Below are 26,533 nucleotides of genomic sequence, written 5' to 3'. Positions count from 1 at the left end.
CAATGGCCAGAGGAGTTCAAAACGATCCGGCGACGCAAAACTACGAGCAGGCTGTACATTTTTTGAGTCATCACCCGATGTTTGGTCCGCTGTCCTCGCGAGCACACTTTACTCGTTCCGAGCGAAGTATTTGTCCGGATAACGGTTGGGTAGTCGTGACCCGGGAAGGCAGCTTGTACGCGCATCCGAAGCGCAGAGGGGAAGTCGGGGAATGGATTTATGTTCTCGCACATGCACTTCTGCATTTGGGCTTCGGACATTTTGTGGAAAAAGAGCAGCCGATATTGTGGAACATCGCATGCGATTGTTATATTACGCGTTTTTTGAGAGACATGAAGCTGGGGAAGCCTCCTGCTGAAATGGCCTTTGAGCTGGATAAATCGGGAAAGAGCGAAGAGGAGCTGTATGACTGGTTCGTGGAGCATGGGGTGCCGGAGCATTTGAAGTTGTTTGGAACGGGCGGGGAAAAACAGGCAGATATGCTTTTCTCGGATAAATACGTACGGTACACCTACAATCGAGATGTGAAGTGGGAGCGGCTCTTGGGGATCGGGCTGGCACAGGCGGTGCAAAGTGCTGTCAGCGTAGCGGGCGGCTATTCCGATGCTCTCGGGAATGAAGAGAACCAGCTGTCTGAGGCACAAAAGGCCAAGCGCTGGTTCATCAATCATTATCCATTGCTGGCTTCCTTAGCGAGCCATTTCACGATTATCGAGGATTCGCAGATCTGTCAACGGCTGCAAATCTCGGTGGCAGCCATTGATGTAACATCCAACGAAATTTTCATCAATCCTGCGGCGGGCTTGGATGAAGAGGAATGCAAATTCGTGATGGCACACGAGCTATTGCACGCTGGGCTGCGCCACCATGAGCGCTGCCAAGGCCGCGACCCGTATTACTGGAATGTCAGCTGCGATTACGTGATTAATCAATGGCTGATGGAGCTCGGTGTGGGACGTTTTCCGCAAATTGGCGGACTGTACGATCCAGACTTGAAGGGACTCTCGGCAGAAACGATTTACGACCGAATCGTGACGGACATGCGCACGTATCGCAAGCTCTACACCTTACGTGGAATCGGCATGGGCGATATTCTGGATGGCGACGATCCGCGTTTTTGGGAAAAGGGTCCGGGAACGACGCTGGATGACTTTTATCGCAATGCGATGTCGCAAGGCTTGATCTACCACCAGGAGAAAGGGCGAGGGCTTTTGCCTGCGGGTTTGGTAGAAGAGATTCGCGCCTTGGGGCAACCGCCGATCCCGTGGGATGTTCAGCTTGCCCGTTGGTTTGACGAGCATTTTCCACCGTTGGAAAAGAGCCGCACGTATGCAAGGGCAAGCCGCAGACAGTCTTCTACACCTGACATTGCCCGTCCTGCCTGGAGCTTTCGGGAAACGGACCAGCTGGCACGCACGTTTGGCGTCGTGATTGATACATCCGGCTCGATGGATACCAAGCTGCTCGGCAAAGCATTGGGGGCGATCGCGAGTTACAGTGTAGCGCGAGATGTTCCGTATGCGCGCGTGGTCTTTTGTGATGCGCAGGCGCATGATGCGGGCTACCTTTCTCCCGAGGACATTGCAGGGCGCGTCAAAGTAAAAGGACGCGGGGGAACGATCCTGCAGCCGGGCATTGACATGCTTGAGAAAGCATCCGATTTTCCAAAGGACGGTCCGATTTTGATCATTACTGATGGGGAATGTGATCGGATTAAAGTAATCCGTAGTCATGCCATCATGCTGCCGAAGGGGAGTAATCTGCCGTTCGTGGCGAGAGGACCGGTATTTCGGATGGAATAGTAGGGTTTAGGCTCCGTATCGATGCGGAGCCTTCTTCACGATCTTTTTACAATGAAAGGGTAGGAAAAGCGATAAAATAGCTTGTATGATGTAGCGGAAAGCGGAGAGGTGTACAGCTAAGTGAAGAATAATCTCCTAGAAGAAACTGGGCACCAAATAAGTAGATGGGAAGCTGTGCGTGAAGTTTTTCTCGTTTCGACCAAGCTGGGATTGACCTCATTCGGTGGTCCCATCGCGCATCTCGGTTATTTTCACAACGAATACATTCGACGAAGAAAATGGATGGATGAGCAAAGCTACGCGGATTTGGTTGCGCTTTGTCAGTTCCTCCCTGGTCCCGCAAGCAGTCAGGTAGGGATCGGAATCGGAATCATGCGAGCCGGATTGTGGGGAGGGGTTGCTGCATGGATCGGCTTTACTCTGCCTTCGGTATTGGCTCTCCTGATATTTGCGTTCACTTTACAAGGAGTGGACAGTGGCAGTGTTTCTTGGATTCACGGTCTAAAATTAGTAGCTGTCGCGATTGTTGCTCATGCCGTATGGGGGATGGGACAAAAGCTGGCCCCGGATCGAACACGGGTGACGATTGCGATCATCGCTGCTACCATCACGCTGTTGTGGCATTCTGCATGGAGTCAGGTCACTGTCATGATTCTAGCAGGAATAGCAGGGTTGCTTATCTTCCGGCAGCAAAAAGTTTCGGAGAACCCTGAATTTCGTGTGCCGATCAGTCGTGCACTAGCCATTGCGTGCTGGATCGTTTTCTTCGGACTTTTGCTTGTGCTGCCCATCCTCCGAGAGAGCACAGGATTTTCCTTGCTAGCGCTGTTTGAGAGCTTTTACCGTGCGGGCTCACTTGTTTTTGGCGGAGGTCATGTTGTATTACCTTTGCTGGAGAGGGAGGTAATCCCGACAGGTTGGATAACGGAAGAAGCATTTCTTACCGGCTACGGGGCTACACAAGCAGTACCAGGGCCATTGTTTACCTTTGCCGCTTATTTGGGAGCAATGATTGCAGGAGGAGTCGGTGCAGTAGTGGCTACGACTGCCATTTTTCTACCGGCCTTTTTACTCGTCATCGGCGCATTGCCGTTTTGGAATTCCTTGAGGAGAAATTCGAAAATCCAAGGAATGCTGGTAGGGGTGAATGCAGCAGTCGTCGGTATTTTACTGGCAGCCCTGTACGATCCGATTTGGACGAGTACCATTCTTGCTCCGCTGGATTTTGCGGTAGCAGCTATTTTGTTTATCATGCTGGAGCACTGGAAACTGCCGCCATGGCTGGTTGTGGTAACTGGGGCATTGTACGGTCTGTTGCTGTCTTAGACTGACGTCAGCTTTTTTATCATATTGGAAAGTAAAAATTCCGTGGGTCTATACTTTAGATAGGCAGTCATTATCATCCTAAGTTTTAAAAGGTCTCAAATGAACCAATAAAGCTGGTGAGAAGAAAAAGCACAGAGCTCGTAGACCTTGACAACGCCTGCCCAGTCAGAACTTCAAAAAGGGGACCCGCTTGTCGAACACTGCTTCCTTGAGAAACTTCCGCCCGTAGGGTGGCTTTGGCTCGACGGTCCCCTTTTTGAAGTGGAGACGGCCAGTGAATCCCCCCTGCTGGCGTGTCAGAGTCGAAGAGAACTGTGCTTTTTCTTCTCCTCCACTATGTTGACTCAAACCAAAGAAGGTTTGCCAACTATGTTTGTAACGCTTATAATACTGAATGAAAGTTCAGTATTGTTGGCTGGGAAGTTGGTGAAAGATCGTTGAATAAAAAGAAGCAGCAAACAGAGCAGACCAAGAAGAAAATAGCGGATGCGTCCAGAATTTTATTTATGCAAAAAGGCTACAAGGCCACATCAATAGAAGATATCGTGAAAGCTACTGGATACAGCGGCGGTAACATTTATTATCATTTCAAAAGCAAGGAAGGGCTGTTTTTACATCTGATTGAAGTTTGGAACAGCGAATGGGAAGAGAAGTGGCTGGTCAAGGAACAGCTCTACACGACCTCGATCGATAAATTGTATGGAATGGCTGAACATTTTGCGACCGATTTTATGAACCATCCGCTGACCAAGGCTGCTGATGAATTTTTCGACATGTCGGAGAAGCCTTCGGATGTGGAGGATCGTATCAACGAAATGATCCAAGGCTATATCGACTTTAATCAACAGTTGCTCCAGAAGGGGATCGATAACGGCGAATTTGAAATGACGAATGTAACCGGAGTCGCCATTATCCTGGACAGCCTGATGTTTGGTTTAAATCAACACTCGCGACGAATGGAACGAGAGGAAGCGCTGGCGACTTTTCGGTTAGCGATGGATGTGTTTTTATTTGGCATTGTCAAACCGTCCCGCTAGCTTTTTTCACGTGTTTATCTAGAATAGATATTCAGTGTTTTGTGATGGATTGGAGGAATAGTAAATGGCTTTATTATTAAAAAATCAGGGAGCCCTATTGATTCTGATGTTCAATATTTTCCTTGTCTTTACGGGGATCGGGCTTGTTATACCGATTATGCCAAAGTACATGGAGAGTTTGGGGATTACCGGGGGGACTATCGGCCTGTTAGTGGCAGCCTTTTCGCTGACGCAGCTTCTTTTTTCCCCAATTGCCGGGCGATGGGCCGATTCATTCGGAAGAAAAAAGATCATTGTGATCGGCTTGGTCGTATTCGCTATCTCAGAAGGGATGTTCGGTATAGCGAATTCTCCAGTCCTGCTGTTTGTTTCTAGGTTGCTAGGCGGCATCAGTGCCGCACTGATTATGCCAGCCGTAATGGCTTACGCAGCAGATATTACAACGAATGAAGAACGAGCGGCCGGGATGGGGTATATTACGGCAGCCATTACGACTGGTTTTATTATCGGTCCAGGCATTGGAGGATACATTGCTGAATTTGGTATTCGCGTACCTTTTTATTCGGCAGGAATTGCGGGACTGATTGCTGCATGCATCACGTTGTTAATCCTCAAGGAATCGAAACCTACGGAAGAAGCATTATCGGACTTTCATTCTAATGAAAAACAACGAAGCAGTCTTCTTTCTCAGTTAATGTACTCCTATCGAGAGCCTTATTTTTTCAGTTTGATCATTGTGTTTGTCATGTCTTTCGGACTTGCTAATTTTGAAACGGTCTTTTCATTGTTTGTCGACCATAAGTTTGGATTTGAGCCGAAAGATATCGCGTTTATCATTACATTCGGGTCAATAGCAGGTGCAGTGGTTCAGCTTACTGCCTTTAGCTGGATAATGAATCGCTTTGGCGAGAAAAGGGTCATTTCAGTCTGTCTGCTCTTTGCTGGTTTGTTTATTGTTCTGACGCTTTTTGTTCACGGATTTTGGATGATTTTTGCCGTTACCTTTATCGTATTTCTGGCAATCGATATTTTGCGACCAGCCATCAGTACCCAAATGTCGATGCTTGCAAAGGATCAACAGGGCTATGTTGCTGGCCTTAACTCAGCCTTTACCAGTCTTGGCAATATTGCAGGTCCTATCGTAGCTGGATTTTTATTCGATGTGGATATCAACTATCCGTATGCACTAGCGTGTCTGATTTTGCTTATCTGTTTCGTCTTATCACTAGGAGTGAAAAACCGCAACCTGAAAGATGCCAATGCGGCTTCCAGTCAAGCGTCCATTCAGGGATGATGAAGTGAATGAGATAAGATAGCTGAATAAAACAGCGGCGAATCTAAGACTTTATGTTCAGGTCTTAGTTCGCCGCTGTTCCATTATTCGGGTAAATAAATCTTTCATGATTACTTAATAGAGATAGAAATGGAAATTTACATCATTCTTTTATAGTGGGAAGGGTAATACATACTATAAGGAGTGAAGCAAATGATGATGAAAAAAGTGATGGTAGCAACTGCCGCCCTTATGATGTGTGTAGCACCAGTCGCCTCTGCCGCCGGGAATTCGCACTGGTCAAAAACTTCTCCCAAAGAGTTCGATCTTCAAGCTCATCGCGGCGGACTCGGACTCACAGTAGAATCCACATTGGCGTCGTTCTCCCACGCTCTTGAATTAGGTGTGAGCACGCTCGAGCTCGACGTGCAAATCACGGAGGACAAGCAGGCCGTTATTACGCATGACCGCAAGATTTCGGGTGCCAAGTGCAGAGATACAGGCCCACTTTTCGCTGGTGATCCTGAGTATCCGTATGTTGGCAAGTACATAAAGGACCTGACTCTCGACCAAATACGCATGCTGGATTGTGGCACACAGACATTGCCGCAATACCCAGAGCAACGTCCAAGCCCAGGTGCTGGGATGCCGCTGTTGAGCGATGTATTTGATCTCGTCAAGGACTACAAGGCCAATCATGTTTGGATGAATATCGAGACGAAGGTAGAGGCGGGAGCACCTGAGCAAACCGCTCCGCGTGAAGATTTCGTGCAAATCGTCGCTCGCGAAGTCCGCGATGCCGGGATGCTTGATCGGGTATCGATCCAAAGCTTTGACTGGGGGGCGCTCATGCGCATGAGAGAGGTTGAGCCGCGCTTGCCGATTGTGGCACTGACGAACGGTGCGCAATTCTTGCAGCCAGGTCAACCGGGAGCTTCACCGTGGTTGGGCGGAATCGACATTGACGACTTTGGAGGAGACCTCGTGGCGGCGGCCCACTCATTTGGTGCAGACGCTATCTCTCCCGTGCATGGCTCTCCACAAAACGGCAAAGTCACCGACGAGAATTATGTGCCCTATGTCACGAAGAAAATGGTAGAAGACGCGCACAAGGTCGGGATGAAGGTGACTCCGTGGACGATCAATGACGCCCCTACGATGAACAAGCTGATCGACGATGGCGTAGACGGGATCATTACGGATTACCCGGACCGTCTGCGTGAGGTTATGGAGCAGCGTGGTCTGAAGCAACCGAAGAGCTACAAGACTCCCAAAAAAGAGAAGTAAAAAGAAGACCAGTCCATTCGGGCTGGTCTTTTCTTGCATTCACGGGACATAGCCATATCCAGGATATTTGACAACGGGCCATTTATCCTTGCGCAAGGCGTCTAATAGTTCAGGACCTACACACAGGTTGGACTCGACGAGTTCATGCGGGGTGAGCGCCATCCATTGATTTAGCGACACATCGACAAAGCGGTCGCTCTTGAACATTTCCAAAAACCACACCGTTTCCGTCCCGGTATTTTGGATATAATGCCCTGTCGCAAAAGGAACGTAGCCAACATCACCTGCTTGGTAGTCAAAAGTTCGGGCGTTCCCGTTTCCGATAAAAACAGTCATCCGCGCTTGGCCTGAAATGTAATATTGCCACTCGTCGTTATTGGGATGCCAATGCAGCTCTCTCATGGCACCGGGACGTAGCTCTACGAGTGCTGCTGCGATTGTTTTGGAGATCGGAAAGTTGCGGGAATCGACGATGCGCACACTGCCTCCAGGTGTAATGAGGGGACGTTGGGCGAGTAAGCGATGGGAAAAAGGGAGGGGGACGGTTCCGTACGGAGATTCCACTTCATCTGCTTCGATGGAACCCGGAACCTCGTCCTGATAAATGTACACTTGCTTGCAAGGAATGTCGGCAAAGGCTGGTTCAGGCACACCAAAATTCGCGGAAAGCACATCTGTTGGCGTATGAGCAAACCAATCGGAGATCGATAGCGTATTCAGATCGGAAAATTGCCCATCGTCGAAAACGAGCAAAAACTCGCAGCCTTCCTCTAATCCCTGAATCGAGTGGGGGATGCCGGGAGGGAAATACCATAGATCGCCTTTGCCGATATCTGCGATAAAATTCCGTCCGCGTTGGTCAACAGATGTAATTCGTGCACGACCAAGCAGCATGTAAGCCCATTCCGCCTGCTGATGCCAGTGCAGCTCGCGCACACCACCTGGCGTCAGGCTCATGTTTACACCCGCAAGTGTAGTGGCGATTGGCAGCTCGCGTATGGTGATTTCACGGGACCAACCGCCATGATTTAATGTCATCGAGGCATCTGAGAAGGAAAATTTCAGATTAGGCAGCAAGCCCGCATCTGTGACGGGAGGAACTAGCATATTCGGATTTTGCCGATCACGCATGACGTTTCGTGGGCCGAGATCGACCCATCCGGTCCCGTCACTCCTCATCGGCTGAGGAATTGGATTCCCTTTGTCTGGCGGATTCATTCGGGGCAACCTCCTTCATCCTTGGACATGCATATTTTTGTCGTACTTCATCCACTAACCATGCCTATGCATCGGCTTGCCTGTTATGCAAACATCCAAGCTGGTCTACCGTTTCGATGGGCGATTTTGTATAATTTTAGGAGTGATTTACAAATTGACAATAGTAGGATGGGTATAAAGATGACTAAGATTCCAAACGAGCAATGGTTAGCACGATATGAACAAAAAAAGCAGACGTTAGAGCCCCTTGTTGATTTACACACCTATTTCACATCAAGTGAGATCAGTGGGAAACCAATCAACTTGCTTTCTTTGGGGGAAATCACGATTCCCACTGGGGACATCATGGTTCGTGATCCACTTGTGTATCTGGAGAGAAATAGTGCCCCATATTTTCGAAAAGTCCCTACAGGAACCTTCCCTTTAACCGTTTGTGTGGTAACTGTTGAGGAAGATCACTACAGGTATGCAGCTGCTAAGGTGGAGTTCACAGATAAAACTCCCCAAAAATTTACGGAAGCCCTCATTGGAAACGAGGACCTCGAAAATCTAGGGGAAGGTGAATATTTTGGCTTTAATGTGGATGCAGGCCTTGCTACTGTGGTAGATGTCAAAACGAGGGATGCTTATCTGGACTTTTATGATAGCTGGAAAAAAGAGAATCCAGAGGGCAATATTTATGATGATTATTTCGCTAGTGTTTTTGCGCAAAGTTACAAAGACCATCCAAAATACCAGAGAAGCGCTGGAGATTATATAAATTGGACGATACCAGGCACTGATTTATCGATTCCGATGATTCAGACGGGATTTGGGGATGGTGCCTATCCTGTCTATTTTGGGTTGGATGAAAACGATCAAATATGCCAGCTGGTGATTCAATTTATTTACATTGAACTCGCATTTGGTGAGGATGACAGCGAAGACGAAAGCTAGTAGGAAGCCTCTCATTAATCATTTTTGGAAACGGTGTTTCGACTATCTTTCTTTGGAAAAAGAAAATAGCTGGCTGTAATCAACAGATCAATCCCCAGAACAACGGTCCATAGCCGGAGAATATGCCATAAAGAAGCAGTTCGCTCCGCATCATCGATGAAGTAGATGGTCCCCGCTAAGAGAGCCGCCCCAATTACATAGGAGTAGAGATGGCTAAACCAGCTTTTGGCGTAATGCTTGGCATACTCCATGCCGTATAACTTGGGCTTCGCCGTACCTTGCTTGGTGACGTACTGCTGAAATTTTTCATCCGCCCATTGAATCATGCTTTTCCCAAACGCAAGCGATACCCCGATATAAACGGCAGCCAGCGCATGAGGAATCGTAGCGGTAGCACCATGATACAAATCCACGCTCGTAACGAGGAGCAAAACCACATCAACAACAGGCGTCAGGGCGAGAAGAAAAAGCCCGGCCTTTTTTTGTTTGAGCACGTACCTTGTGAAAAGGCCAAGTACAATGACCACCCAAAATGCAATTTCGCATGCGACAATCATCCATGCAACAAAATTCACTATAATAGGTCCCCTTTTCGGAAGTTTCTTCTCCTGTATGAGAAGTTTTTATAATACAACTGTACTAACAGAGAGAATTTTAACATCGTTTTTAAAATAATACAATCGTATTATTAAAGTTGCTTGTCCCTTGCCAATCTTGTTAAAATACAACTATGCCAAAAATAATCGATCATGAGAAAAGAAGAGAACAAATAGCAGAAGCAACGTGGCGTGTCATTGTCGAGCAAGGAATGGAGGGAGCGACGGTAAGGGGCATAGCAAAAGAAGCAGGACTTTCATTAGGTGCTCTGCGACATTACTTCGCAACACAGGATGAACTGCTGATGTATGCCATGCAGCTCGTAAAAGAGAGGGCGACAGCTCGAATTGCTGAAATTGCCGCCAATGAAGAATGGGCACCAAAAGAGAGAATCACCAAAATCTTTCTGGAGCTACTCCCTACGAATCAAGAAAAGATGGTCGAAATGGAAGTGTGGTTTGCTTTTACCGTGTACTTCCGACACAAGAAAGAAGGCTTTGATGCACAGCACGACGGGATCTATGCCGGCGTTCGCAAGCTGTTGGACTCTGCCGATCAACTGAATCTATTACGCAAAGAGCTGGACAAAGAGATGGAAGCAGAGAAGCTCTATGCCGTCATCGATGGTCTGGCGCTGCATGCCTATCTAGAGCCACAACGTGTCAATGGGGAACGGATTACGAAAGTGCTGGAGCATCATCTTGCATCCTTATTTCTTTAACTGACTTTTACACTTCTTTTACGAAAAAGATGGTCCATTCTTCATACAGGATAAGAAACACATACAAATACTCTCATAAAGAAAAGCAATCGGATCAAGGAAAGGTTGATCTGATTGCTTTTTTTCGTCGTGTGCGTTGGTTTACAAAGAACACAATGGGCTTTGATACGCAGTTAACAATGGTGGATTACGATGAATGTACAAACATTTTTGAACAAAAAATAGATTGTTGGTGTGAATATGAAAAAAATAACAATTGTCCAATAAAGATTGAATGATGAAGGGGTTTTCAACATGTCGAGTATTATGCTGAAGTCATTGTCCAAGCAATATACGAACGATAAATACACCCTGGACGATATCAGTCTGGAAATCAAAGACAAAGAGTTCCTGGTGTTATTGGGACCGTCCGGATGTGGAAAATCTACGCTGCTCAGAATGATTGCCGGGATTGAAGAGATCACCCAAGGCGATGTGTACATTGGTGATGTTTGTGTCAATGAAGTGGAGCCAAAGGATCGGGGAGTTGCGATGGTTTTTCAAAACTATGCCCTTTATCCGCATATGACCGTATACGAAAACATGGCATACGGCCTGAAAATAAAAAAGATCAAAAAAGCAGAGCGAGAACAGCGCATCAAGGCAGCAGCGGATATTTTGCAAATTGATCATTTGTTGAAACGGTTCCCCAGCCAATTGTCCGGCGGGCAAAAACAGCGGGTAGCCATCGGGCGAGCGATCGTGAAGGAGCCAAAGGTCTTTTTGATGGACGAGCCGTTGTCCAATCTGGATGCCAAGCTGCGAAATGAAATGAGAATTGAGATCAAAAAGCTGCACGAGCGCTTGGATTCAACGTTCATTTACGTGACGCATGATCAGGTGGAGGCGGTTACCTTAGGGGATCGAATCGCGATTATGGCGGAAGGCAAGTTCCGACAAATCGGAACGCCGCTGGAAATCATCGATTGCCCAGTAGATATGTTCGTTGCCAATTTCATAAGCTCACCGCCCATCAATTATATGGAAGCGAGTCTGATTCAGCGAGATGGCCGGGTCTACGTGGAGGTAGACGGGGTGATGCTGGTAACCAATCTCCCGCTCGACGTGATGGAACAAGCTCCTGAGATTGTCGCGGGAGTCAGACCAGAGCATTGCTTTCTCACCGAAAGCAGTGACGATACACTTGCCATGGAGGTGCTGTTCACGGAAATTATCGGAACGGATGTGTTGATCCATCTGAAGTATAAAGAGAGCAATTTCATCTTGAAAAAAAGCTTTACCCAGACGTATGCAAAGGGTCAAAAGGTGAACGTAGGGATTAATGCCGCCCATGTCCATGTATTTGACAAGCACACGCAAAAGAATCTGAGGTGCCGCCCATGAATGTACTCATCTCGTTAGACGGCATCAGCTATCAAAGCTTTGAACCTTACGCGCAGCACTGGATAGAAAATGATTACTCCTTCTGCAAAAAACTGATCACGACGTTTCCCTCGGTCACATTTACCGCACATGCGGCAGCGATGACTGGGAGCCAACCGGGTAAGCATGGTGTCTTTGATAATATCGTAGCTCGCACGGAAACGATGGAAAGAGTGGCGTTGTATGGCGACCACGAGATTCTTTGCAACGAAGCACTTCATAAGCAGACGATTTTTCATTCGTTGGCGAGACAGGCAGGGACGAGCTGTTGCATTCATTGGCCCATGACGTCCGGAAATCCGTATATTCACCATTTGATTACGGAATCGGGCAGCAAAAAAAAGCTGAAGTCAAAGGTTTCAGTAGAGGAAATCGATCATGTCGCACTGCGTGAAACGATGCGGGCGATCAAAACGGAAACCTATGATTTTATCGCAGCAAGGTTTATCGGTTATGATGCGCTGTCTCACCAATATGGGAAAGACTCGCCTGAGGCAATGCGGTGCCTAAAGGAACTCCTTACGTATCTCGATCAAATCGAGCAAACGTTGAAAAAGACACAAAAACCATTCAACCTGATTATTTTCTCGGATCATGGTCAAAGCGATATTCACTCGTTTTTTTACCCGAATGAGATTTTGGCTAAAAGCCAGTGGAAGCAGCATTTTCGTAACAAACAAATCAGATTCGTCGGGGACGGCAGCGGGGCATTGTTGTTTTATAGCTCGTTAGATCATCAGCAAAACAAAGAAATCATGGCGTTTTTTGAACAGATGCCAGAAGTGCATCACTTTTATGAGTTGGCAGAGGACACTCCTTCAGCGTGCAGGCCATTCGGTATCCTCGATTTGAAGCATACGGTATGCGGCGAAGATATCGCGTTTCCCGAACAGCCGAAATACAAGGAGATGAAAAGCTTGCACGGGTATCATCCCGCGAATGTCGATGAGATGAATGGATTTCTCTTGTGCGTAGGGGATGCGTTTACGAAAAGCAAAGTGATTGAAGAAACAAACATCGAAAACATTGCACCCACACTGGCGCAGTTGTTCCGAATCGCCCATCCATGTGACGGGCAACTGATCAAAGACATCTTCAAGGAGTACGAGTAAATGGGCAGACCAATCAGCAAAACGATCAAGGATAACGCATGGTCGCTTGGGTTACTTTTGCCGACACTGATTCCGTTAGTTATTTTTTGGATCTACCCCATGATCAAAACGTTCCAAATCAGTTTTACCGACTGGAACTATATTTCACCTGACTACGACTACGTAGGGCTGGAAAACTACCAAAACTTGATGAGCGATGCTTTCTTCGGGAAGGTGCTGCTGAACACCTTGGTGTTTACCTTTTTTACAGTCGTTCCGCCGATTCTTTTCGGGCTATTCGTAGCGATCCGGTTAAACAAAATACAGAAGCTTCGCCATTTCTTTGTGGCGAGTGCATTTTCTTCGTGGATCACGCCGACTGTGGTCGTGTCCATGGTATGGGTCAGCATATTCGATACCGATTCGGGGATTGTCAATTATGTCCTGAAAGGGATCGGTATGGAGCCAGTGAAGTGGCTGGGTGGACAAACGACAGCGATGATTGTCGTCATTATCGTCACCATCTGGCAGTACATGGGGCTGGGGATCTTGCTGCTTTCCTCTGCTCTCGCGAAATTGGACCCTGAAGTAGAGAAAGCGAATGATTTGGATGGAGGGAGAGGATTACGAAAATTATTCAGAATCACCTTGCCTGCGATCTCACCGATTCTTGTTTTTCTGTTCGTCTTTTTTACGCTGAATTCTCTCAAAGCCTATGATCAGATTTATATTTTGACGCAGGGCGGACCTTCAGGAGCGACTTCGACCATCTTGTACTACTTCTACGTGCTCGCTTTTGAATATTTTGAAACCGGACCAGCTTCAGCGTTGGCAATGATTTTCTTAGGTATGTGTCTCTTGATTAGCGCATTGAATTTCTTCTTGTCCAAACTACTGTTTACCAAATGAGGTGGGAGCTTTGTCCTTGGCAAAATTAAAAACAGGCATAAATTATGCAATGTTAATTTTGTTAAGCGTACTGATGGTGTTTCCGTTTCTCTGGATGTTCTTGATTTCGATCAAGCCCAAAAGCGAGGTGTACAGCGGGAGCCTGCTGCCTTCCACCTTTCATTTTGAGAATTACATCCGCGTATTCACGGAAACGAAGATGCTGCTTTATTTGTGGAACAGCATTTCTGTCAGCCTGATCATCATCGTTTTTCAAATTTTCACCGCGATTTTTGCGGCGTATGTTTTCGCGACGGCGCAGAAAAGATGGGTTCGGTACTGCTTCGTGCTTATTTTGGCGACGTACATGCTTCCATCTGCAGTAACGTACATTCCATCTTTTATTTTGCTGTCCAAAGCAAATTTGCTGGATACGCATATTGGTTACATTCTCAGCGAGCTCATCAGCATCTTCGCCATCTTTTTCCTGCGGCAGTCGTTTGCCCAGGTGCCAAAGGATGTGGTGCATGCTGCCAAGCTGGATGGGGCGGGGCATCTACGACTCATTTTCACCGTGTATATCCCGTATTGCAAAAACGCGATTGCTTCGCTGGTGTTGATCACTTTTATTTACAGCTACAACAACTATATGTGGCCCTCGCTCTTGATCAAGTCGGAGGAAAACATGTTCGTTACGATTGGATTGCGGCGGTTGTTTATGAGTCAGGCGGGCTACGGGATGGACTTCCCACTGGCGATGGCAGCGTGTGCGATTTCACTAGCACCTATGCTGATCCTGCTCGCAATCGCAAGCAAAAGAATTATTCATTCCATGGCTAATCTGTATGTCAACAAATAGACCAAGACAGCTATTTACTGGGAGGAGTCATTGTGAAAAATCGGAAGCGAAACACCAAGAGCGTCATTCTTTCCATCCTGAGTTCTGCGCTTATTTTTACCGGAGCCGTCGGTTGTTCGAACAATGCTGCGTCTGACAGCAACGCAAATGCAGCATCCAGCCCGAACGAGAAAATCAAGCTGGAGTTTTACTACGGCCTCGGCGGCAAGCTCGGGGAAACGATGCAAAAAATCGTGCAGGACTTCAACAGCAGCAATGAAAAATACGAAGTCGTTCCGATTGTTCAAGGTGACTACAGCGAGACGTTGCAGGTACTCCAGGCCTCGCTGGCAGCAGGCAAGCCCCCAGCCTTGGCGATCAATGCGTATCCGGAATTTATGAAGCTGGCGAAAAGCGAAGCATTGCTGCCGTTGGATGAGCATATCAATCAGCCGGAGTATAAAAAGGACGATGTTCTGCTGCTAGAGCAAGGGAAGTACAACGATACGATGCTGGGTGTTCCTGCCTATGTCAGTACACAAATGATGTACTACCGCAAAGATATTTTTGACAAATACAAGATTGACTACAATGCGCTCACGAGCTTCGAGCAATTGGCGGATGCAGCTAAGCTCATCAAAGAAAAAGAGGGAATTAACGGCTGGTCCATCATGTGGTACACGGAGCATATGATCGACTACGCTCGTTCTGCTGGCGGCGATATCGTGAGCGAAGACGGCAAGACTATCACGATCGACTCGGAGGAATGGGTGTATGCGTGGGACAGCATTCGCAAGTACATTCATGAGGACAAAATCATGGATACCGTCTATGGCGGCAATGGCTGGGAATGGTGGTACAAAACCATCGACAACGTGATGAACGGAAAGTCCGCAGGTTACACAGGCTCTTCCGGTGACGGGGGCGATCTGGATTTCACCAAGGTAGCAACTGGCATGCAAAAAGGCTTCAATGGACAACCACCTAGACCCGTCGCAATTTCTGTCATGTTCAACCTGTTCAAAGCATCCTCGAAAGAACAGCAAGAGGGCGCGTGGGAATTCGTGAAGTACTTCTCAGAAGCAGAAAAAACAGCTTACTGGGCCGTACAGACAGGCTATATTCCAATTCGGGACAGCGCCGTGAACACAGAAATTTACCAGAACAAATTGAAAGAAAATCCGTACTTCTCGGTGCCTTTGGAACAGGCGAAGACAAATGGAATTGCTCCTTTTGTAGACCCAACAGGCGGCAAAATTTATGCAGAAATTGAGTTGGCGAAGGACAAGGTGCTGATCGAAAACATTCCTGCCGCAGAAGCGCTCAAAGTGGCGAAGGAAAAGGCACAAAAAGAACTCGACAAAGCACTGAAGCAATAAATCATAAAACATAAAACATAGCGAACAGGAGAGATGGAAAAATGAAAAACGGTATCGCATTGGCTGTATTTGATCTGGCAGGAACGCTGGTAGAGGACGATAACGCAGTGAGAGATTGTCTGCATAAAGCGGCTGTGGAATACGGATTAAACGTGACACCAGATGAAATCAGCACGCATATGGGAACGAACAAGATTCATCTCTATCAATATTTGATTGCGAGAACACAAGGAAATATGATCGACTTCAAAAACTTTGAAATCGATATCGACAACTCGACACACGAGGAAGCAGTTAAGCTGTATGAGCGATACACGGAATACATGATTGCGTTCTATCAAGAAAATTGCCGCGAAATCGCGGGTGCAACCGAAACTCTGAAATGGTGCCAGGAGAATGGCATCAAGGTAGCGACTGGGACAGGGTTCCATAAAGAGATCAACAGCGTCATCATGGAGTCGCTCGGTTGGGTGAAGGACGGCTTGATCGATTACGCAGTAGACCTGGATATGGTACCAGAAGGCAAAGGACGCCCAGCTCCGTTCATGATTTTCAAGGCAATGGAATATTTGAACGTGCAAAACGTCAGACAAGTCATTAAGCTCGGCGATACGCCAGCGGATATGCTTGAAGGCTACAACGCAGGCTGCAAAGCGGTCATCGGCGTGATGCAAGGCTCGACCCCAATCGAGGTATGGGGCAAGTACTATCATACGCATGTGCTCGACACCGTAAAAGAACTGCCAGAGCTGATTTTGTCCGGTAAAATCGTATGATTTACCCTGTGGAGAAGATGGCGAGTATCGGCATAGTCTTGCCTAAGCTGTTTCCTTTTTCACAGAGCCGGCCTGAACAAATGCTTTCGAGTCTCCTTGCGATCCTGGAAGACCCATTCTTTACGGCAGTGGAAGTGTCCTATATCGCGGACAAAGAGACGAGGCAGCTCGCCGCAAAGTATATGGCGTACAGTGGTGTAGAGGTTATTTTCAACGGCGGAGATGCAGCCCGTGAATTGCAGATTGATCTCAGCTCCTTGGACCCGGTCGTTCGCAACAAGTCTATCCAATCAGGCAAAATGCTGATCGACCACTGCTATGAAATGAACGCAAAAATCATGCATATCGTAACGGGTAAATTTCAAGGCGAGGAAAACAAGCCAAAAAACATCCAGGCGTTTATTGCCTCAGCTATGGAGCTGTGCAAGTACGCAAAAGAAAAAGCAGATACGTACGAGCTATGCATTTCTTTGGAGATCGGGGATCGGTATGTCGACCGCAACTATTTGCTCGGACCTACTCATGAGGCGGTGCATGTAGCAAACGTGATCCGCAGCGAGTACGACAATTTTGGCCTCTTGCTGGATCAAAGCCATTTGCCGATTATGGGCGAAGACCCGCACAAATCCTTGTGGCTGGCCAAAGATTATTTGACGCACATTCATCTCGGAAACTGTTACTTGAAAGACAGGCAAGCCAGCTATTTCGGGGATAAGCACCTCCCTTTTCACGTAAAGGATTCAGAGGTTGGCGTGAATGAGCTGACGACGTTCATCACGACGCTCAATGACATTGATTTTTTCAATAGCCCAAAACCGACTAGGAAGCCAGTTATGACCTTTGAGGTGGGGCGCTTTGAGAATGAATCGCCTATGCTGGTAATCGCCAATGTAAAACGTGCTTTTTACGAAGCATGGGCCAATGCATAAACGAAAAGACTGGGGCTGTGGCAGAAGTGAATGTATTGATTACGGGATACTTTACCGATTATTCCAAGCAACGCGTGACACAAGCGTTTCCGCAGGATTGGCGCATCCAAATCGTGGAGCCTGAGCAGATCGAGTTATTTATCAGCGAAGCAAATGTGTTGATTCCCGAGCATATCCAAGTAAACGAAGAGTTACTGAACAAAGCGCACAACTTGAAGTTTGTCCAGACGGGTGCGGGCTTTGACAACGTGGATATTGAGGCATGCACGAAGAAAAATATTTGGGTGAGCAACGCGGCTGGCGTGAATGCAAACGCAGTAGCTGAGCATATTATGGCGCTCATTCTGGGGTATTACAAAAACATCGCTTATCTCGATCAAGCGATGAAAAATCGTGAGGATGAGACCAAGCTCGTCTACGTCGGTGGCGAGCTCGCAGGAAAAACCATCGGTACCATCGGCTTTGGCGCCATCGGCTCTCGCGTAGCGGAGCTGGCAAAAGCCTTCCGGATGAAGGTGCTTGCGTACGACACCAACCCGAACAGGCAAAGCGATGATGCCGAAATGGTTGATCTGGACACGCTGATTGCCAAATCTGACGTGATCACCCTGAACATTTTTCTGAACGAATCCACAAGACATCTAGTGGACAAGCAGTTTTTAGCTAAAATGAAAAACGATGCACTTCTCGTCAATACAGCGAGAGGGCCGATCATTTGTGAAGAGGACTTGATCGAAGCACTGAAAAACAATGTGATTGGCGGAGCTTGCCTCGATGTGTTCACAGTAGAACCTCTCAGCGTGGACAGTGAGCTGCGTGCCTTGAAAAATGTCGTGCTGACGCCGCATACAGCAGGCATGCCTGACGGAACCAAATTCCACGAGAAAAGGTACCAATTTTTTGTGGAAAACATACAGCGAATCCAACGAAATGAAACGCCGCATAGTCATTTAAATCAGCTTTCCTAAACAAAAAAAGCCGGGATCAGTCATCAGAGACTGGTCCCGGTTCGTTTTAATGCTCCCGGATCTTGGACAAATTTCCCCCGAAAAGCTCCAGCTTTACATCCACGAGTGAAATCGTATCGGGACGTAAGGGGAGCTCAGCATTTTTCGTTCACTTGTGCCATGCCTTGGGACGTTGTCGATAAAGTTGGTGCAATACATAGCAATTTTAGAAATAGCTTTTAACGCTTTTTCAATTCTTCTAGGAGTTCAATTATTTTATCATTTTGCATTGTAATTTTTTTTACACCGAATGCGATTGGTAATAGCAAAGCAACTATCAAAGGGAGAATTACTAATTCTAACATCAAGGGTAATCACCTCCAATTAATATTATATATATTCCCGCGACTTTAGCTCGTCCACAACTTGAGTTCAAAGTGTGGATCATTATTCCATGTTTACATACCGAACGTCCATTCGTAAAATGGAAGCAAGAAGGTGACGAAAATGAATGTGAAAAAAAATATCGCAGCCATATTGGATCACATAAAAACAGACGAACGATTTCGCGATAACATTGCGCATTGGAGGGTCATTCCTGCCCGTGAAGCAAAGTCCGTTCCATTTCCAAGTGAACTGGACGGACGAATTCGAGATGCCCTGACGAATAGAGGCATTCCCTCCTTATACACGCATCAAGAAACGTCTTTTCGCCATGTACGCGAAGGCAAACACATCGTCGCGGTAACGCCAACGGCTTCAGGAAAAAGCATGTGCTATCATTTGCCGATCCTCCAGACGTTATCGGAGGACACGCAAGCACGTGCTCTTTACTTGTTCCCAACCAAGGCTTTAGCGCAGGATCAAAAGGCGGAGCTCCACGAGCTGATTACGGAAATGGGCCTTTCGATCAAATCCGAAACATATGATGGTGATACGCCTGCAAATATTCGGCAGATGGTACGCAAAGCAGGAAATATCGTCATCACCAACCCAGACATGCTGCACTCCGCCATTTTGCCCCATCACACCAAGTGGGTGTCCTTTTTCGAGCATCTCAAATACATCGTGATTGACGAGTTGCATACATATCGCGGCGTTTTTGGCAGTCATGTCGCCAATGTCATTCGGCGGTTGAAGCGCATCTGCGCCTTTTATGGGAGCCACCCGCAATTTATTTGCACATCGGCTACCATCGCCAACCCGAAGCAATTGGCAGAAGCTCTGACAGAAGAAGAGGTAGAGCTGGTCAACAACAATGGTGCTCCGTCTGGCATCAAGCATTTCCTTTTCTACAATCCGCCTGTGGTCAACAAGCAGCTCAATATTAGACGCAGTGCCACATTGGAGGCGCGAGACATTACCGAGCAATTTCTGATCAATGGCATACAAACGATTTTGTTTGCGAGAAGCCGTGTACGTGTAGAGATTTTGCTGACGTATTTGCAGGAGTTGATTCGCCGCAAGCTTGGTCCGAAAACGATCCAAGGGTATCGTGGCGGCTATTTGCCGAGCCAGCGCAGAGAGATCGAACGCGGCTTGCGCAATGGCGACATTATGGGCGTGGTCAGCACCAACGCGCTGGAGCTCGGAGTAGATATCGGGCAGCTTCAGGCATGTGTCATTACTGGCTATCCGGGCTCGGTCGCAAGCACATGGCAGCAGGCAGGACGGGCAGGAAGACGGCAGGGGGAATCCGTCGTCGTTATGGTCGGCAGCTCCACGCCATTGGATCAGTATGTGATCGCCAATCCAGAGTACTTTTTCGATCGCAGTCCTGAGACAGCGCGGATCAATCCCGATAACCTGATCATTTTGGTGGATCATCTCAAATGTGCGGCATATGAGCTGCCGTTTCGTGAGGGAGATACATTCGGGCGCGCGGAAATCGTGGAGATTTTGGAGTTTTTGACCGAGGAGCAGGTGCTTCATTACTCGCGGGGCAAGTGGTTCTGGATGAATGATTCATTCCCGGCCCACAACATCAGTCTGCGGTCAGCTTCGCAGGAAAATGTCGTGATCATCGACATCAGTGAACGGGGAAATGAGCGTGTCATCGGGGAAATGGACCGTTTCAGCTCCATGACGCTCTTGCATGACGAGGCCATCTACCTGCATCAAGGTACGCAATTCCAGGTGGAAAAGCTGGACTACGAGGAAAAGAAGGCGTATGTCCGGGAAGTCCAAGTCGATTATTACACGGACGCCAATTTGGCCGTCTCGCTCAAAGTATTGGAGCAGGATCAGTCCCGTCGTCATGCACAGAGCACGTTGGCTTATGGCGAAGTGGCTGTGAATGCGATGGCGACGATCTTTAAGAAAATCAAGTTCGAAACGCATGAAAATATCGGCTCTGGACCGATTCATTTGCCGGAAGAGGAGCTGCATACAAATGCAGCGTGGATCGGCTTTTCCGAAGCGCTGCTTGGTGAGATCGGGACAGAGGATGTGGAACGTGGCTTGGTCGGTTTGGCGCATGTGTTGCAGCACGTAGCTCCGCTGTTTGTCATGTGCGACCCGATGGACCTGCACGTGATACCGCAACGAAAGGCCGTTCATTCGCAGGAGCCGACTATTTTTCTGTACGACCGTTATCCGGGCGGCATCGGCTTAAGCGAGCAAGTGTATAAGGAAATGGAGACGATTTTGACCCAGGCAGAGCGGATGATTGTCTCTTGCCCGTGTGAGTCAGGCTGTCCGTCTTGTGTGGGAGCGACAGATGACGGCAGCAAGGGGCTCGCCATGACCTTGCTGCGAATCGCTCAAGGGGGAAGTACTTATGTCTCTTAAATCCAAGCTGCAACGGATGAAGGGACATCTCTCGCTGGAAACGGACAAAGCGGTAGCGCCAGCAGTCGAAGCGGTAAGGCCCATTCTCCAGAAAGAACCGGAGGAAGAGTCGAGTTCGGCCGTACCAGCGGATAGCAGCGCTGAGCTACAGATACCTTTTGCCGACAAGTGGAAGGAAATGCAGGCATCACCCTACATCTGGGATGACGAGTACGTCATGATTCGCGAGGTTCGCTATCCGATCGATCAGCAGCATGGCGCTTACGCTTTTTCCGAGCTGCATGAGGCGATCCGTATGTGGGAGGGGGCAGGTCGAGAGCATCCGTTGTCCGCTAAGGGCAGGAAGCCAGAAGACTTGCTGTTTTTCGATACGGAGACGACAGGGCTGTCAGGCGGGGCAGGAAATGCGATTTTTCTTTTGGGGTACAGTCGTTTCGAGGGGGAGCACGTCGTGGTGCGCCAGCATTTTCTCCCGGGCCCACATGCAGAGGTGACCTTGTATCAATCGTTTTTGGAGCAAGCACAGAAGTCCTCGCATCTGGTGACCTTTAACGGAAAGTCCTTTGACTGGCCGCAGGTGCGGACGAGGCATACACTGGTGCGCGATCAAGTGCCTGCTTTGCCTACCTTTGGTCATTTTGACCTTTTGCACGGAGCGAGGAGACTGTGGAAGGCGGAGCTGGAATCGTGCCGATTGGGTATCATCGAGCAGGAAAAGCTGGATGTTTTTCGCGAGGATGATTTGCCCGGCTATTTGGCACCGGTGCGGTATTTCGACTTTTTGCACGCCCAAGACCCTGATGTTATCGAAGGCGTGCTGCGGCATAACGAGACGGACGTCCTGTCTCTGATCACGATGTACATTCATATGACGCGGCTATTGGTAGGGCAAGGGAGTGTAACGGTCTCTCTCGAGGAAAGCTACGAAATTGCCAGATGGTACGACGCACTTGGGGATCAGGATGCCGCTATGGCAGGCTATCGTCTCGTCGCAGACAGTGAGCATGCGTGGAGTAACCGGGCCAAGCTCGCTATCGGTCATCTGTATAAAAAGCAAAAGGATTGGCATCAAGCCCTAATCGTTTGGGAGTCGTGCATCCAGTCCACCGGATATGTCCCAGAAGAGGTATATATTGAGGCTGCCAAGCTGTACGAGCACCAGATGAAGGATTGGGAGAAGGCTTTGCACTATACGAAGCAAGCGTATGAGCAGTGGAAGAAGCGCGGGAGTCTGTTGCGAAACAGGTCCAAGGCCGACGCAGAGGAGTATCACAAGCGGATGGATCGGTTAGAAGCAAAGCTTCGCGGAAATGCAGCGGAAGAAGAGAGCCTGTTGTCCGGATTTTTGGATTGGGCGGATGAGCAAGAGTGATGAGGGAAGTGGTCCGAAGACCTGACGAATCAGAGGGGGAGTAGGATGAGAAGGATTGTCTACTTTCTGTTTGCGGTGTTGTTACTGGGCGTTGGCGGTTGCTCTGCGAATGACGACTGGGTTCACACCTTTACGGGGGAGAGCGACAATTGGAGCGTGGTCATGGAGATCAGGCCGACTGAGAGTGAACACACACATGTTGTTTATCCATTTTACTTGACGAAGAAAATGGAGAATGACGTCACGAAGCTCCATTTCGAGGCTCATCTAGTTAACGGTAATCCGAGCGGTAATTTCGACCACGAATCTATAAAAAAGCTCAATGATAAGCAACCGTTTCTGCTTTTTAGGGAGTACCCGAACCTTCTCTCGACTGATTTTCCTGCAAAAGATACGCCGAAAGAACAGCTCGAATATTACTTCTCTGAGTTGAAGATGGATATAAAATGGACAGATGATCGGGGAGAGCATCAAGAACAAATCCCCCTGAAACTGCAAAAAGCCCCCTGACGAAAAAGGGGGTTTTTACTGCGTTTTCCGAGCAAACGGTCTATAGTGTTCATTCACATCTACTAACGATTGCTTTTGCCAGGACATCTGGAGCCATCACGACTGCCGAATGATCTTGCCCTGCTAGCGTTTGATGTTTAGCCAGAGGCAGCAGTTCGGCGAGTGCTTTGGCTGCGTCATCGAAAAACGGCCCGCTGTTTTCCCCTGTCATGATGAATGTTGGGGCGTTCACTTTCCATCGATCGGTTGGGAGCTTGCTTGCGCTGCGCGAAGAAGTAGCATGTGCGAACCTTATACTTGTCGCCAAAAAAAGGTATCACCTATTCATTGTGAGTAAGAAAACCCGTGAGTAACGGAAGCAAAACAGTAGGGTTAGGCATGTGGTCTTGATCTGCAAGTTGACTGCACTGTGCATGAGGAATGGCTTGGCTCAATTGGCTTGCAACATCGTGCAAGGAGGCAGGGCTTTTTTCACCAACAATAATGAGAGTAGGGACACGAAGTTGATGGGCCTTTTCAAGAGGCGGGAGATCGCTGGCCAACGATATGTCGTAAGCAAGAGTAGGGGCAAGTGCCACCATGGTTTCCCACTGCGGGGATTGCTGCATATAGAAAATCACTTCTTTAGGAATACCGATCCCTTCCAAAAAGAGGCTTATCGCTTCACTATGGTTGCCAGTATCAAGCAAATTGTTCACGCGTTGCCCGAGCTCATTAAATTCTTTTTGGTCCACCTCGTTGCTTGAATAGGAAGCGTCGTACAGAACTAGCTTGCTCACTTTGTTGCCCAGCTTCATGGCAGCTTCAAGTGCCAGTATAGCACCCGAAGAATGACCGTATAGATAAGCCGAGCCTCCAGCTGTATCGATCATAGCTTCAATGTCTTCAATTTCACGTTCAAAAGCGTACGGCAGCGTGTTGCCACTGTCGCCTCGCCCGCGCCGATCATAATGATAGACGGTAAATTGTTCTGCAAATACGTGAGCATCATGCAAGACTGGTTCAAATGAACGAAAACAAGTTGCGCCTGTTATGAAGAGTAATGCAGGCCCGCTGCCATACACATCATAAGCTAACGTAGTGCCGTCTTTTGATTGGATCGTCTTCATTTTCTTCATTCCTTTCGTTAACGTTTTACAATGGCAATTTTATCTAATTTGACCGAAGTTCGTTTCTTTTGGATTGCTATCTCTAGTGCTTTATACAAAAGAAGTTTACAGATGTTGACAAAAACAAAACCAACATAATAATATAACCTTACGTAAAAATTAAGTTTTACGGAGGGCTGATTGATGGAAATTTCAAAGGGAGTAGAAATGCTTCATCTAGATTTTCATGGGAATATCATTCACCCCGTTCTTTTGTGGGATCGAGACATGGCTGTTTTAATTGACACCGGATTCCCAGGACAAATGGATGATTTACGCGTGGCAATGGAAAAGGTAGACGTATCGTTCGACAAGCTAAAAGCTGTGATTTTGACGCATCAGGATGTGGATCATATCGGCAGTCTTCCTGAGATTTTGCGGGAGTGCGGAGAGCATGTTCACGTTTATGCACATGAACTGGATAAACCGTATATTCAGGGGGAAATACCGCTTCTAAAAGACGGTCACCTTGAGAATCCTCCGAAAGGCAGAGTGGACTATACCGTGAGTGACGGTCAGGAACTGCCCTTTTGCGGTGGGATTCGCGTCATTCATACTCCTGGGCATACTCCCGGTCATATCAGCCTGTATGTAAAGCAAAGCAAGATCCTCATTGCCGGGGACTCGATGTACAGTGTAAACGGGTTTCTCGAAGGCATTCATGTCCCGACCACACCAGATATGAATGCAGCTAGACTCTCGGTGAAAAAGTATATAGACCTCGACATTGCATCTGTGGTTTGTTACCACGGGGGACTTAGCAATGGAAATGTGAAGGGTAGGATCGTAGAACTTAGTCAAGGGTTACGTTAACAGGCAGTTATCTAGATTCGAATGACAATCATCAAGCTTCGGCATTAGCGCGCCGATGCTTTTTTGCATGTAGTCAGGGGACAAATACACTGACTTCGGGTTTCAAGTAGTGCGAAAGGACGTTATTGACAGGACACTAAAAGGTGTCGTATTATCAAAGTGACACTATTTGGTGTCCAATTAAAGGTTTAGTCATTTGGAAAGTTTGGGACTTGAATAAGTTTCACTTGAAACCATTTTGAGGGGGAAACAAATGGGCCAAATTAACGGTGCAGAAACAATCGCGAAAGCAGAAACCAAGCCCCGAGGAAAAATGATTGCTTATTGGTCAGTTACATTACTACTCGCAGTAGCTGTTTTGTTAAGTGGTATTGGGCAACTGATGCAATTTGGAGGAAACATCGAGTTAGTGACGAATCTTGGTTACCCGCTATACATCTTGATCATTCTCGGGATTTGGAAAGTGCTTGGAGCCATTGCTCTCGTCATCCCAGGTTTTCCTCGGCTTAAAGAATGGGTTCACGCTGGTATCTTCTTTTTAATGACTGGTGCGGCTTTATCTCATGCGCTAGCGAACGATTATGGAGAGTACGGGTTTTATATGATCCTTCCGCTTTCTTATGCTGCGCTAAATATCGCCTCGTGGGCGCTACGTCCGATGAGCCGCAAACTTTAGGGAGGTTGCAGTAATTAACGGTTGTCCCCACCATACTACAGAAAATCAGATTTTGGAGGGAGTGTTGTGAGCGAAAACAACCAGTTGCGGGATGTGTTTGATGCGATTGCGGATCCAACCAGGCGTCGATTGATTCGCCTGTTAGCAGAGGCAGAGGAGATGCCGCTTCATGAATTAACGGCACAGTTTCAAATGGGGCGTACAGCGGTATCCAAGCATTTGACAATCCTTAAAGAGGCCGGACTGGTACTTGACCGAAAAGTAGGCAGAGAAACCCGATTTAGGCTAAACGCCGCTCCACTTAGAGAAATTCAAGATTGGTTGGCTTTCTATACGCAGTTCTGGAGTACGAATATGCTACGCCTGAACCAATTTTTAGAGGAGGAAGAAGAATGAGTTTAACATTATCCCTGGATTTTCAGTATAAGACATCGATGGAGAAGCTCTGGTCCGCTTTAACTGATGCAAACAAGCTTACCAAGTGGATGGTCAACATCCACACTGGACAGGCGATGGAAAATGATTTTAAGCCCGTCATCGGACACCACTTTCAGTTTCGCACTCAGCCGACCGAATATTGGGATGGAATTGTTGACGGCGAAGTGCTTATCGTGGAAGAACCACACAGGCTGTCCTATACTTGGTGCAGTGGAGGAGAGAAGCACACGGTCACCTGGACGTTGCAGGATTTAGAGAACGGAAAGGTTAACCTTCATCTCGAACAAACCGGAATCTCAAATGCTCAAGCACTGGGTGG

27 protein-coding genes are annotated in these 26,533 nt (G+C 47.8%); 22 read left to right on the top strand and 5 right to left on the bottom strand.

Going from position 1 to position 26,533, the window contains the following annotated elements:
* Positions 1-2: 2 nt before the first annotated feature.
* From PMI05_RS20000 to PMI05_RS19975, 5 genes are all read left to right on the top strand, one after another.
* A complete protein-coding gene (locus tag PMI05_RS20000; protein ID WP_007725624.1) occupies positions 3-1,802 on the top strand; it encodes a peptidase in 1,800 nt (599 codons plus the stop codon).
* Positions 1,803-1,922: 120 nt separating this feature from the next.
* A complete protein-coding gene (locus tag PMI05_RS19995; protein ID WP_007725622.1) occupies positions 1,923-3,128 on the top strand; it encodes a chromate transporter in 1,206 nt (401 codons plus the stop codon).
* Between the two features lie 437 nt (positions 3,129-3,565).
* Positions 3,566-4,165, top strand: coding sequence for a TetR/AcrR family transcriptional regulator (locus PMI05_RS19985; RefSeq protein ID WP_007725620.1), 600 nt, complete (start codon positions 3,566-3,568; stop codon positions 4,163-4,165).
* Positions 4,166-4,229: 64 nt separating this feature from the next.
* Positions 4,230-5,459 carry an MFS transporter gene (locus PMI05_RS19980; RefSeq protein ID WP_007725619.1) on the top strand — a complete coding sequence of 410 codons (1,230 nt, stop codon included), beginning with the start codon at positions 4,230-4,232 and terminating at the stop codon, positions 5,457-5,459.
* 192 nt (positions 5,460-5,651) lie between these two features.
* On the top strand, positions 5,652-6,725 hold the full coding sequence (locus PMI05_RS19975; protein ID WP_007725618.1) for a glycerophosphodiester phosphodiesterase: 1,074 nt from the start codon (positions 5,652-5,654) through the stop codon (positions 6,723-6,725).
* A gap of 39 nt (positions 6,726-6,764) precedes the next feature.
* Here the strand turns inward: PMI05_RS19975 and PMI05_RS19970 are convergent, their stop codons facing one another.
* Positions 6,765-7,943: an oxalate decarboxylase family bicupin gene (locus tag PMI05_RS19970; RefSeq protein WP_007725617.1), complete on the bottom strand. Its 1,179-nt coding sequence runs from the start codon at positions 7,941-7,943 to the stop codon at positions 6,765-6,767.
* A 180-nt stretch (positions 7,944-8,123) separates the two neighbouring features.
* On the opposite strand from PMI05_RS19970, the gene PMI05_RS19965 reads away from it, so the two are divergent.
* Positions 8,124-8,879, top strand: a complete 756-nt coding sequence (locus PMI05_RS19965; RefSeq protein WP_007725614.1) for a DUF4241 domain-containing protein — start codon at positions 8,124-8,126, stop codon at positions 8,877-8,879.
* A 14-nt stretch (positions 8,880-8,893) separates the two neighbouring features.
* Here the strand turns inward: PMI05_RS19965 and PMI05_RS19960 are convergent, their stop codons facing one another.
* Positions 8,894-9,454 (bottom strand): hypothetical protein, encoded by a 561-nt coding sequence (locus tag PMI05_RS19960; RefSeq protein ID WP_007725612.1) that lies wholly within the window; start codon positions 9,452-9,454, stop codon positions 8,894-8,896.
* A 155-nt stretch (positions 9,455-9,609) separates the two neighbouring features.
* Between PMI05_RS19960 and PMI05_RS19955 the strand changes: the two genes are divergently transcribed.
* From PMI05_RS19955 to PMI05_RS19915, 9 genes are all read left to right on the top strand, one after another.
* Complete coding sequence (locus tag PMI05_RS19955; RefSeq protein WP_007725610.1) at positions 9,610-10,197, top strand: TetR/AcrR family transcriptional regulator; 588 nt, start codon at positions 9,610-9,612, stop codon at positions 10,195-10,197.
* A 294-nt stretch (positions 10,198-10,491) separates the two neighbouring features.
* Positions 10,492-11,580 (top strand): ABC transporter ATP-binding protein, encoded by a 1,089-nt coding sequence (locus PMI05_RS19950; RefSeq protein ID WP_007725608.1) that lies wholly within the window; start codon positions 10,492-10,494, stop codon positions 11,578-11,580.
* A complete protein-coding gene (locus PMI05_RS19945; protein WP_007725606.1) occupies positions 11,577-12,731 on the top strand; it encodes an alkaline phosphatase family protein in 1,155 nt (384 codons plus the stop codon). The genes PMI05_RS19950 and PMI05_RS19945 overlap by 4 nt, the downstream gene beginning before the upstream one ends.
* Entirely contained in the window at positions 12,732-13,619 is an 888-nt protein-coding gene (locus tag PMI05_RS19940; RefSeq protein ID WP_007725605.1) for a carbohydrate ABC transporter permease, read from the top strand.
* Positions 13,620-13,635: 16 nt separating this feature from the next.
* Positions 13,636-14,457: a carbohydrate ABC transporter permease gene (locus PMI05_RS19935; RefSeq protein WP_238543332.1), complete on the top strand. Its 822-nt coding sequence runs from the start codon at positions 13,636-13,638 to the stop codon at positions 14,455-14,457.
* Between the two features lie 32 nt (positions 14,458-14,489).
* Positions 14,490-15,815, top strand: a complete 1,326-nt coding sequence (locus PMI05_RS19930; protein ID WP_007725602.1) for an ABC transporter substrate-binding protein — start codon at positions 14,490-14,492, stop codon at positions 15,813-15,815.
* Positions 15,816-15,856: 41 nt separating this feature from the next.
* A complete protein-coding gene (locus PMI05_RS19925; protein WP_007725601.1) occupies positions 15,857-16,591 on the top strand; it encodes an HAD hydrolase-like protein in 735 nt (244 codons plus the stop codon).
* Between the two features lie 80 nt (positions 16,592-16,671).
* A complete protein-coding gene (locus tag PMI05_RS19920) occupies positions 16,672-17,520 on the top strand; it encodes a sugar phosphate isomerase/epimerase (RefSeq protein WP_238543331.1) in 849 nt (282 codons plus the stop codon).
* Positions 17,521-17,537: 17 nt separating this feature from the next.
* A complete protein-coding gene (locus PMI05_RS19915; RefSeq protein WP_202949268.1) occupies positions 17,538-18,488 on the top strand; it encodes a D-isomer specific 2-hydroxyacid dehydrogenase family protein in 951 nt (316 codons plus the stop codon).
* 218 nt (positions 18,489-18,706) lie between these two features.
* On the opposite strand, the gene PMI05_RS31655 is transcribed toward PMI05_RS19915, so the two are convergent.
* Positions 18,707-18,832, bottom strand: coding sequence for a hypothetical protein (locus PMI05_RS31655; RefSeq protein ID WP_007725598.1), 126 nt, complete (start codon positions 18,830-18,832; stop codon positions 18,707-18,709).
* A 142-nt stretch (positions 18,833-18,974) separates the two neighbouring features.
* Here PMI05_RS31655 and PMI05_RS19910 point away from each other — a divergent pair, with 142 nt between their 5' ends.
* Genes PMI05_RS19910 through PMI05_RS19900 form a run of 3 tightly spaced genes read left to right on the top strand, consistent with a single transcriptional unit; the run spans position 18,975 to position 23,139 of the window.
* Positions 18,975-21,257 carry a DEAD/DEAH box helicase gene (locus PMI05_RS19910; protein WP_007725597.1) on the top strand — a complete coding sequence of 761 codons (2,283 nt, stop codon included), beginning with the start codon at positions 18,975-18,977 and terminating at the stop codon, positions 21,255-21,257.
* Positions 21,247-22,629 (top strand): ribonuclease H-like domain-containing protein, encoded by a 1,383-nt coding sequence (locus PMI05_RS19905; RefSeq protein WP_007725596.1) that lies wholly within the window; start codon positions 21,247-21,249, stop codon positions 22,627-22,629. Before PMI05_RS19910 ends, PMI05_RS19905 begins: the two co-directional genes overlap by 11 nt.
* 45 nt (positions 22,630-22,674) lie before the next feature.
* Complete coding sequence (locus PMI05_RS19900; protein WP_007725595.1) at positions 22,675-23,139, top strand: hypothetical protein; 465 nt, start codon at positions 22,675-22,677, stop codon at positions 23,137-23,139.
* Positions 23,140-23,188: 49 nt separating this feature from the next.
* Here PMI05_RS19900 and PMI05_RS19895 read toward each other — a convergent pair whose 3' ends face one another.
* Both PMI05_RS19895 and PMI05_RS19890 read right to left on the bottom strand, forming a co-directional pair.
* The gene (locus tag PMI05_RS19895; protein ID WP_039961059.1) at positions 23,189-23,446 is read right to left on the bottom strand and encodes an alpha/beta fold hydrolase; all 258 of its coding nucleotides are present in this window, start codon (positions 23,444-23,446) and stop codon (positions 23,189-23,191) included.
* A gap of 13 nt (positions 23,447-23,459) precedes the next feature.
* Entirely contained in the window at positions 23,460-24,248 is a 789-nt protein-coding gene (locus tag PMI05_RS19890) for an alpha/beta fold hydrolase (protein ID WP_007725594.1), read from the bottom strand.
* Positions 24,249-24,431: 183 nt separating this feature from the next.
* Between PMI05_RS19890 and PMI05_RS19885 the strand changes: the two genes are divergently transcribed.
* The 4 genes from PMI05_RS19885 to PMI05_RS19870 form a co-directional block, all read left to right on the top strand.
* Entirely contained in the window at positions 24,432-25,100 is a 669-nt protein-coding gene (locus tag PMI05_RS19885; protein ID WP_007725593.1) for an MBL fold metallo-hydrolase, read from the top strand.
* Positions 25,101-25,353: 253 nt separating this feature from the next.
* Positions 25,354-25,776, top strand: coding sequence for a DoxX family protein (locus PMI05_RS19880; protein WP_007725588.1), 423 nt, complete (start codon positions 25,354-25,356; stop codon positions 25,774-25,776).
* Between the two features lie 66 nt (positions 25,777-25,842).
* Positions 25,843-26,172: a helix-turn-helix transcriptional regulator gene (locus PMI05_RS19875; RefSeq protein WP_007725586.1), complete on the top strand. Its 330-nt coding sequence runs from the start codon at positions 25,843-25,845 to the stop codon at positions 26,170-26,172.
* On the top strand, positions 26,169-26,533 hold a 365-nt coding region (locus PMI05_RS19870), incomplete at its 3' end, for an SRPBCC domain-containing protein (RefSeq protein ID WP_007725584.1). The genes PMI05_RS19875 and PMI05_RS19870, both read left to right, overlap by 4 nt.

This window comes from Brevibacillus sp. BC25 (assembly GCF_000282075.1).
In the GTDB taxonomy this organism is placed as follows: Bacteria; Bacillota; Bacilli; order Brevibacillales; family Brevibacillaceae; genus Brevibacillus.
The sequence above is the reverse complement of the archived record's forward strand: the minus strand, read 5'-3'. Positions and strand labels throughout refer to the sequence as shown.

What these genes read in the sequence shown, in the direction of transcription:
- PMI05_RS20000 (WP_007725624.1), top strand. Translation starts at nt 3, where the DNA reads ATGGCCAGAGGAGTTCAAAACGATCCGGCGACGCAAAACTACGAGCAG.
- PMI05_RS19980 (WP_007725619.1), top strand. Translation starts at nt 4,230, where the DNA reads ATGGCTTTATTATTAAAAAATCAGGGAGCCCTATTGATTCTGATGTTC.
- PMI05_RS19975 (WP_007725618.1), top strand. Translation starts at nt 5,652, where the DNA reads ATGATGATGAAAAAAGTGATGGTAGCAACTGCCGCCCTTATGATGTGT.
- PMI05_RS19970 (WP_007725617.1), bottom strand. Translation starts at nt 7,943, where the DNA reads ATGAATCCGCCAGACAAAGGGAATCCAATTCCTCAGCCGATGAGGAGT.
- PMI05_RS19965 (WP_007725614.1), top strand. Translation starts at nt 8,124, where the DNA reads ATGACTAAGATTCCAAACGAGCAATGGTTAGCACGATATGAACAAAAA.
- PMI05_RS19955 (WP_007725610.1), top strand. Translation starts at nt 9,610, where the DNA reads ATGCCAAAAATAATCGATCATGAGAAAAGAAGAGAACAAATAGCAGAA.
- PMI05_RS19950 (WP_007725608.1), top strand. Translation starts at nt 10,492, where the DNA reads ATGTCGAGTATTATGCTGAAGTCATTGTCCAAGCAATATACGAACGAT.
- PMI05_RS19945 (WP_007725606.1), top strand. Translation starts at nt 11,577, where the DNA reads ATGAATGTACTCATCTCGTTAGACGGCATCAGCTATCAAAGCTTTGAA.
- PMI05_RS19940 (WP_007725605.1), top strand. Translation starts at nt 12,732, where the DNA reads ATGGGCAGACCAATCAGCAAAACGATCAAGGATAACGCATGGTCGCTT.
- PMI05_RS19925 (WP_007725601.1), top strand. Translation starts at nt 15,857, where the DNA reads ATGAAAAACGGTATCGCATTGGCTGTATTTGATCTGGCAGGAACGCTG.
- PMI05_RS19920 (WP_238543331.1), top strand. Translation starts at nt 16,672, where the DNA reads ATGCTTTCGAGTCTCCTTGCGATCCTGGAAGACCCATTCTTTACGGCA.
- PMI05_RS31655 (WP_007725598.1), bottom strand. Translation starts at nt 18,832, where the DNA reads ATGTTAGAATTAGTAATTCTCCCTTTGATAGTTGCTTTGCTATTACCA.
- PMI05_RS19910 (WP_007725597.1), top strand. Translation starts at nt 18,975, where the DNA reads ATGAATGTGAAAAAAAATATCGCAGCCATATTGGATCACATAAAAACA.
- PMI05_RS19905 (WP_007725596.1), top strand. Translation starts at nt 21,247, where the DNA reads ATGTCTCTTAAATCCAAGCTGCAACGGATGAAGGGACATCTCTCGCTG.
- PMI05_RS19900 (WP_007725595.1), top strand. Translation starts at nt 22,675, where the DNA reads ATGAGAAGGATTGTCTACTTTCTGTTTGCGGTGTTGTTACTGGGCGTT.
- PMI05_RS19890 (WP_007725594.1), bottom strand. Translation starts at nt 24,248, where the DNA reads ATGAAGACGATCCAATCAAAAGACGGCACTACGTTAGCTTATGATGTG.
- PMI05_RS19885 (WP_007725593.1), top strand. Translation starts at nt 24,432, where the DNA reads ATGGAAATTTCAAAGGGAGTAGAAATGCTTCATCTAGATTTTCATGGG.
- PMI05_RS19880 (WP_007725588.1), top strand. Translation starts at nt 25,354, where the DNA reads ATGGGCCAAATTAACGGTGCAGAAACAATCGCGAAAGCAGAAACCAAG.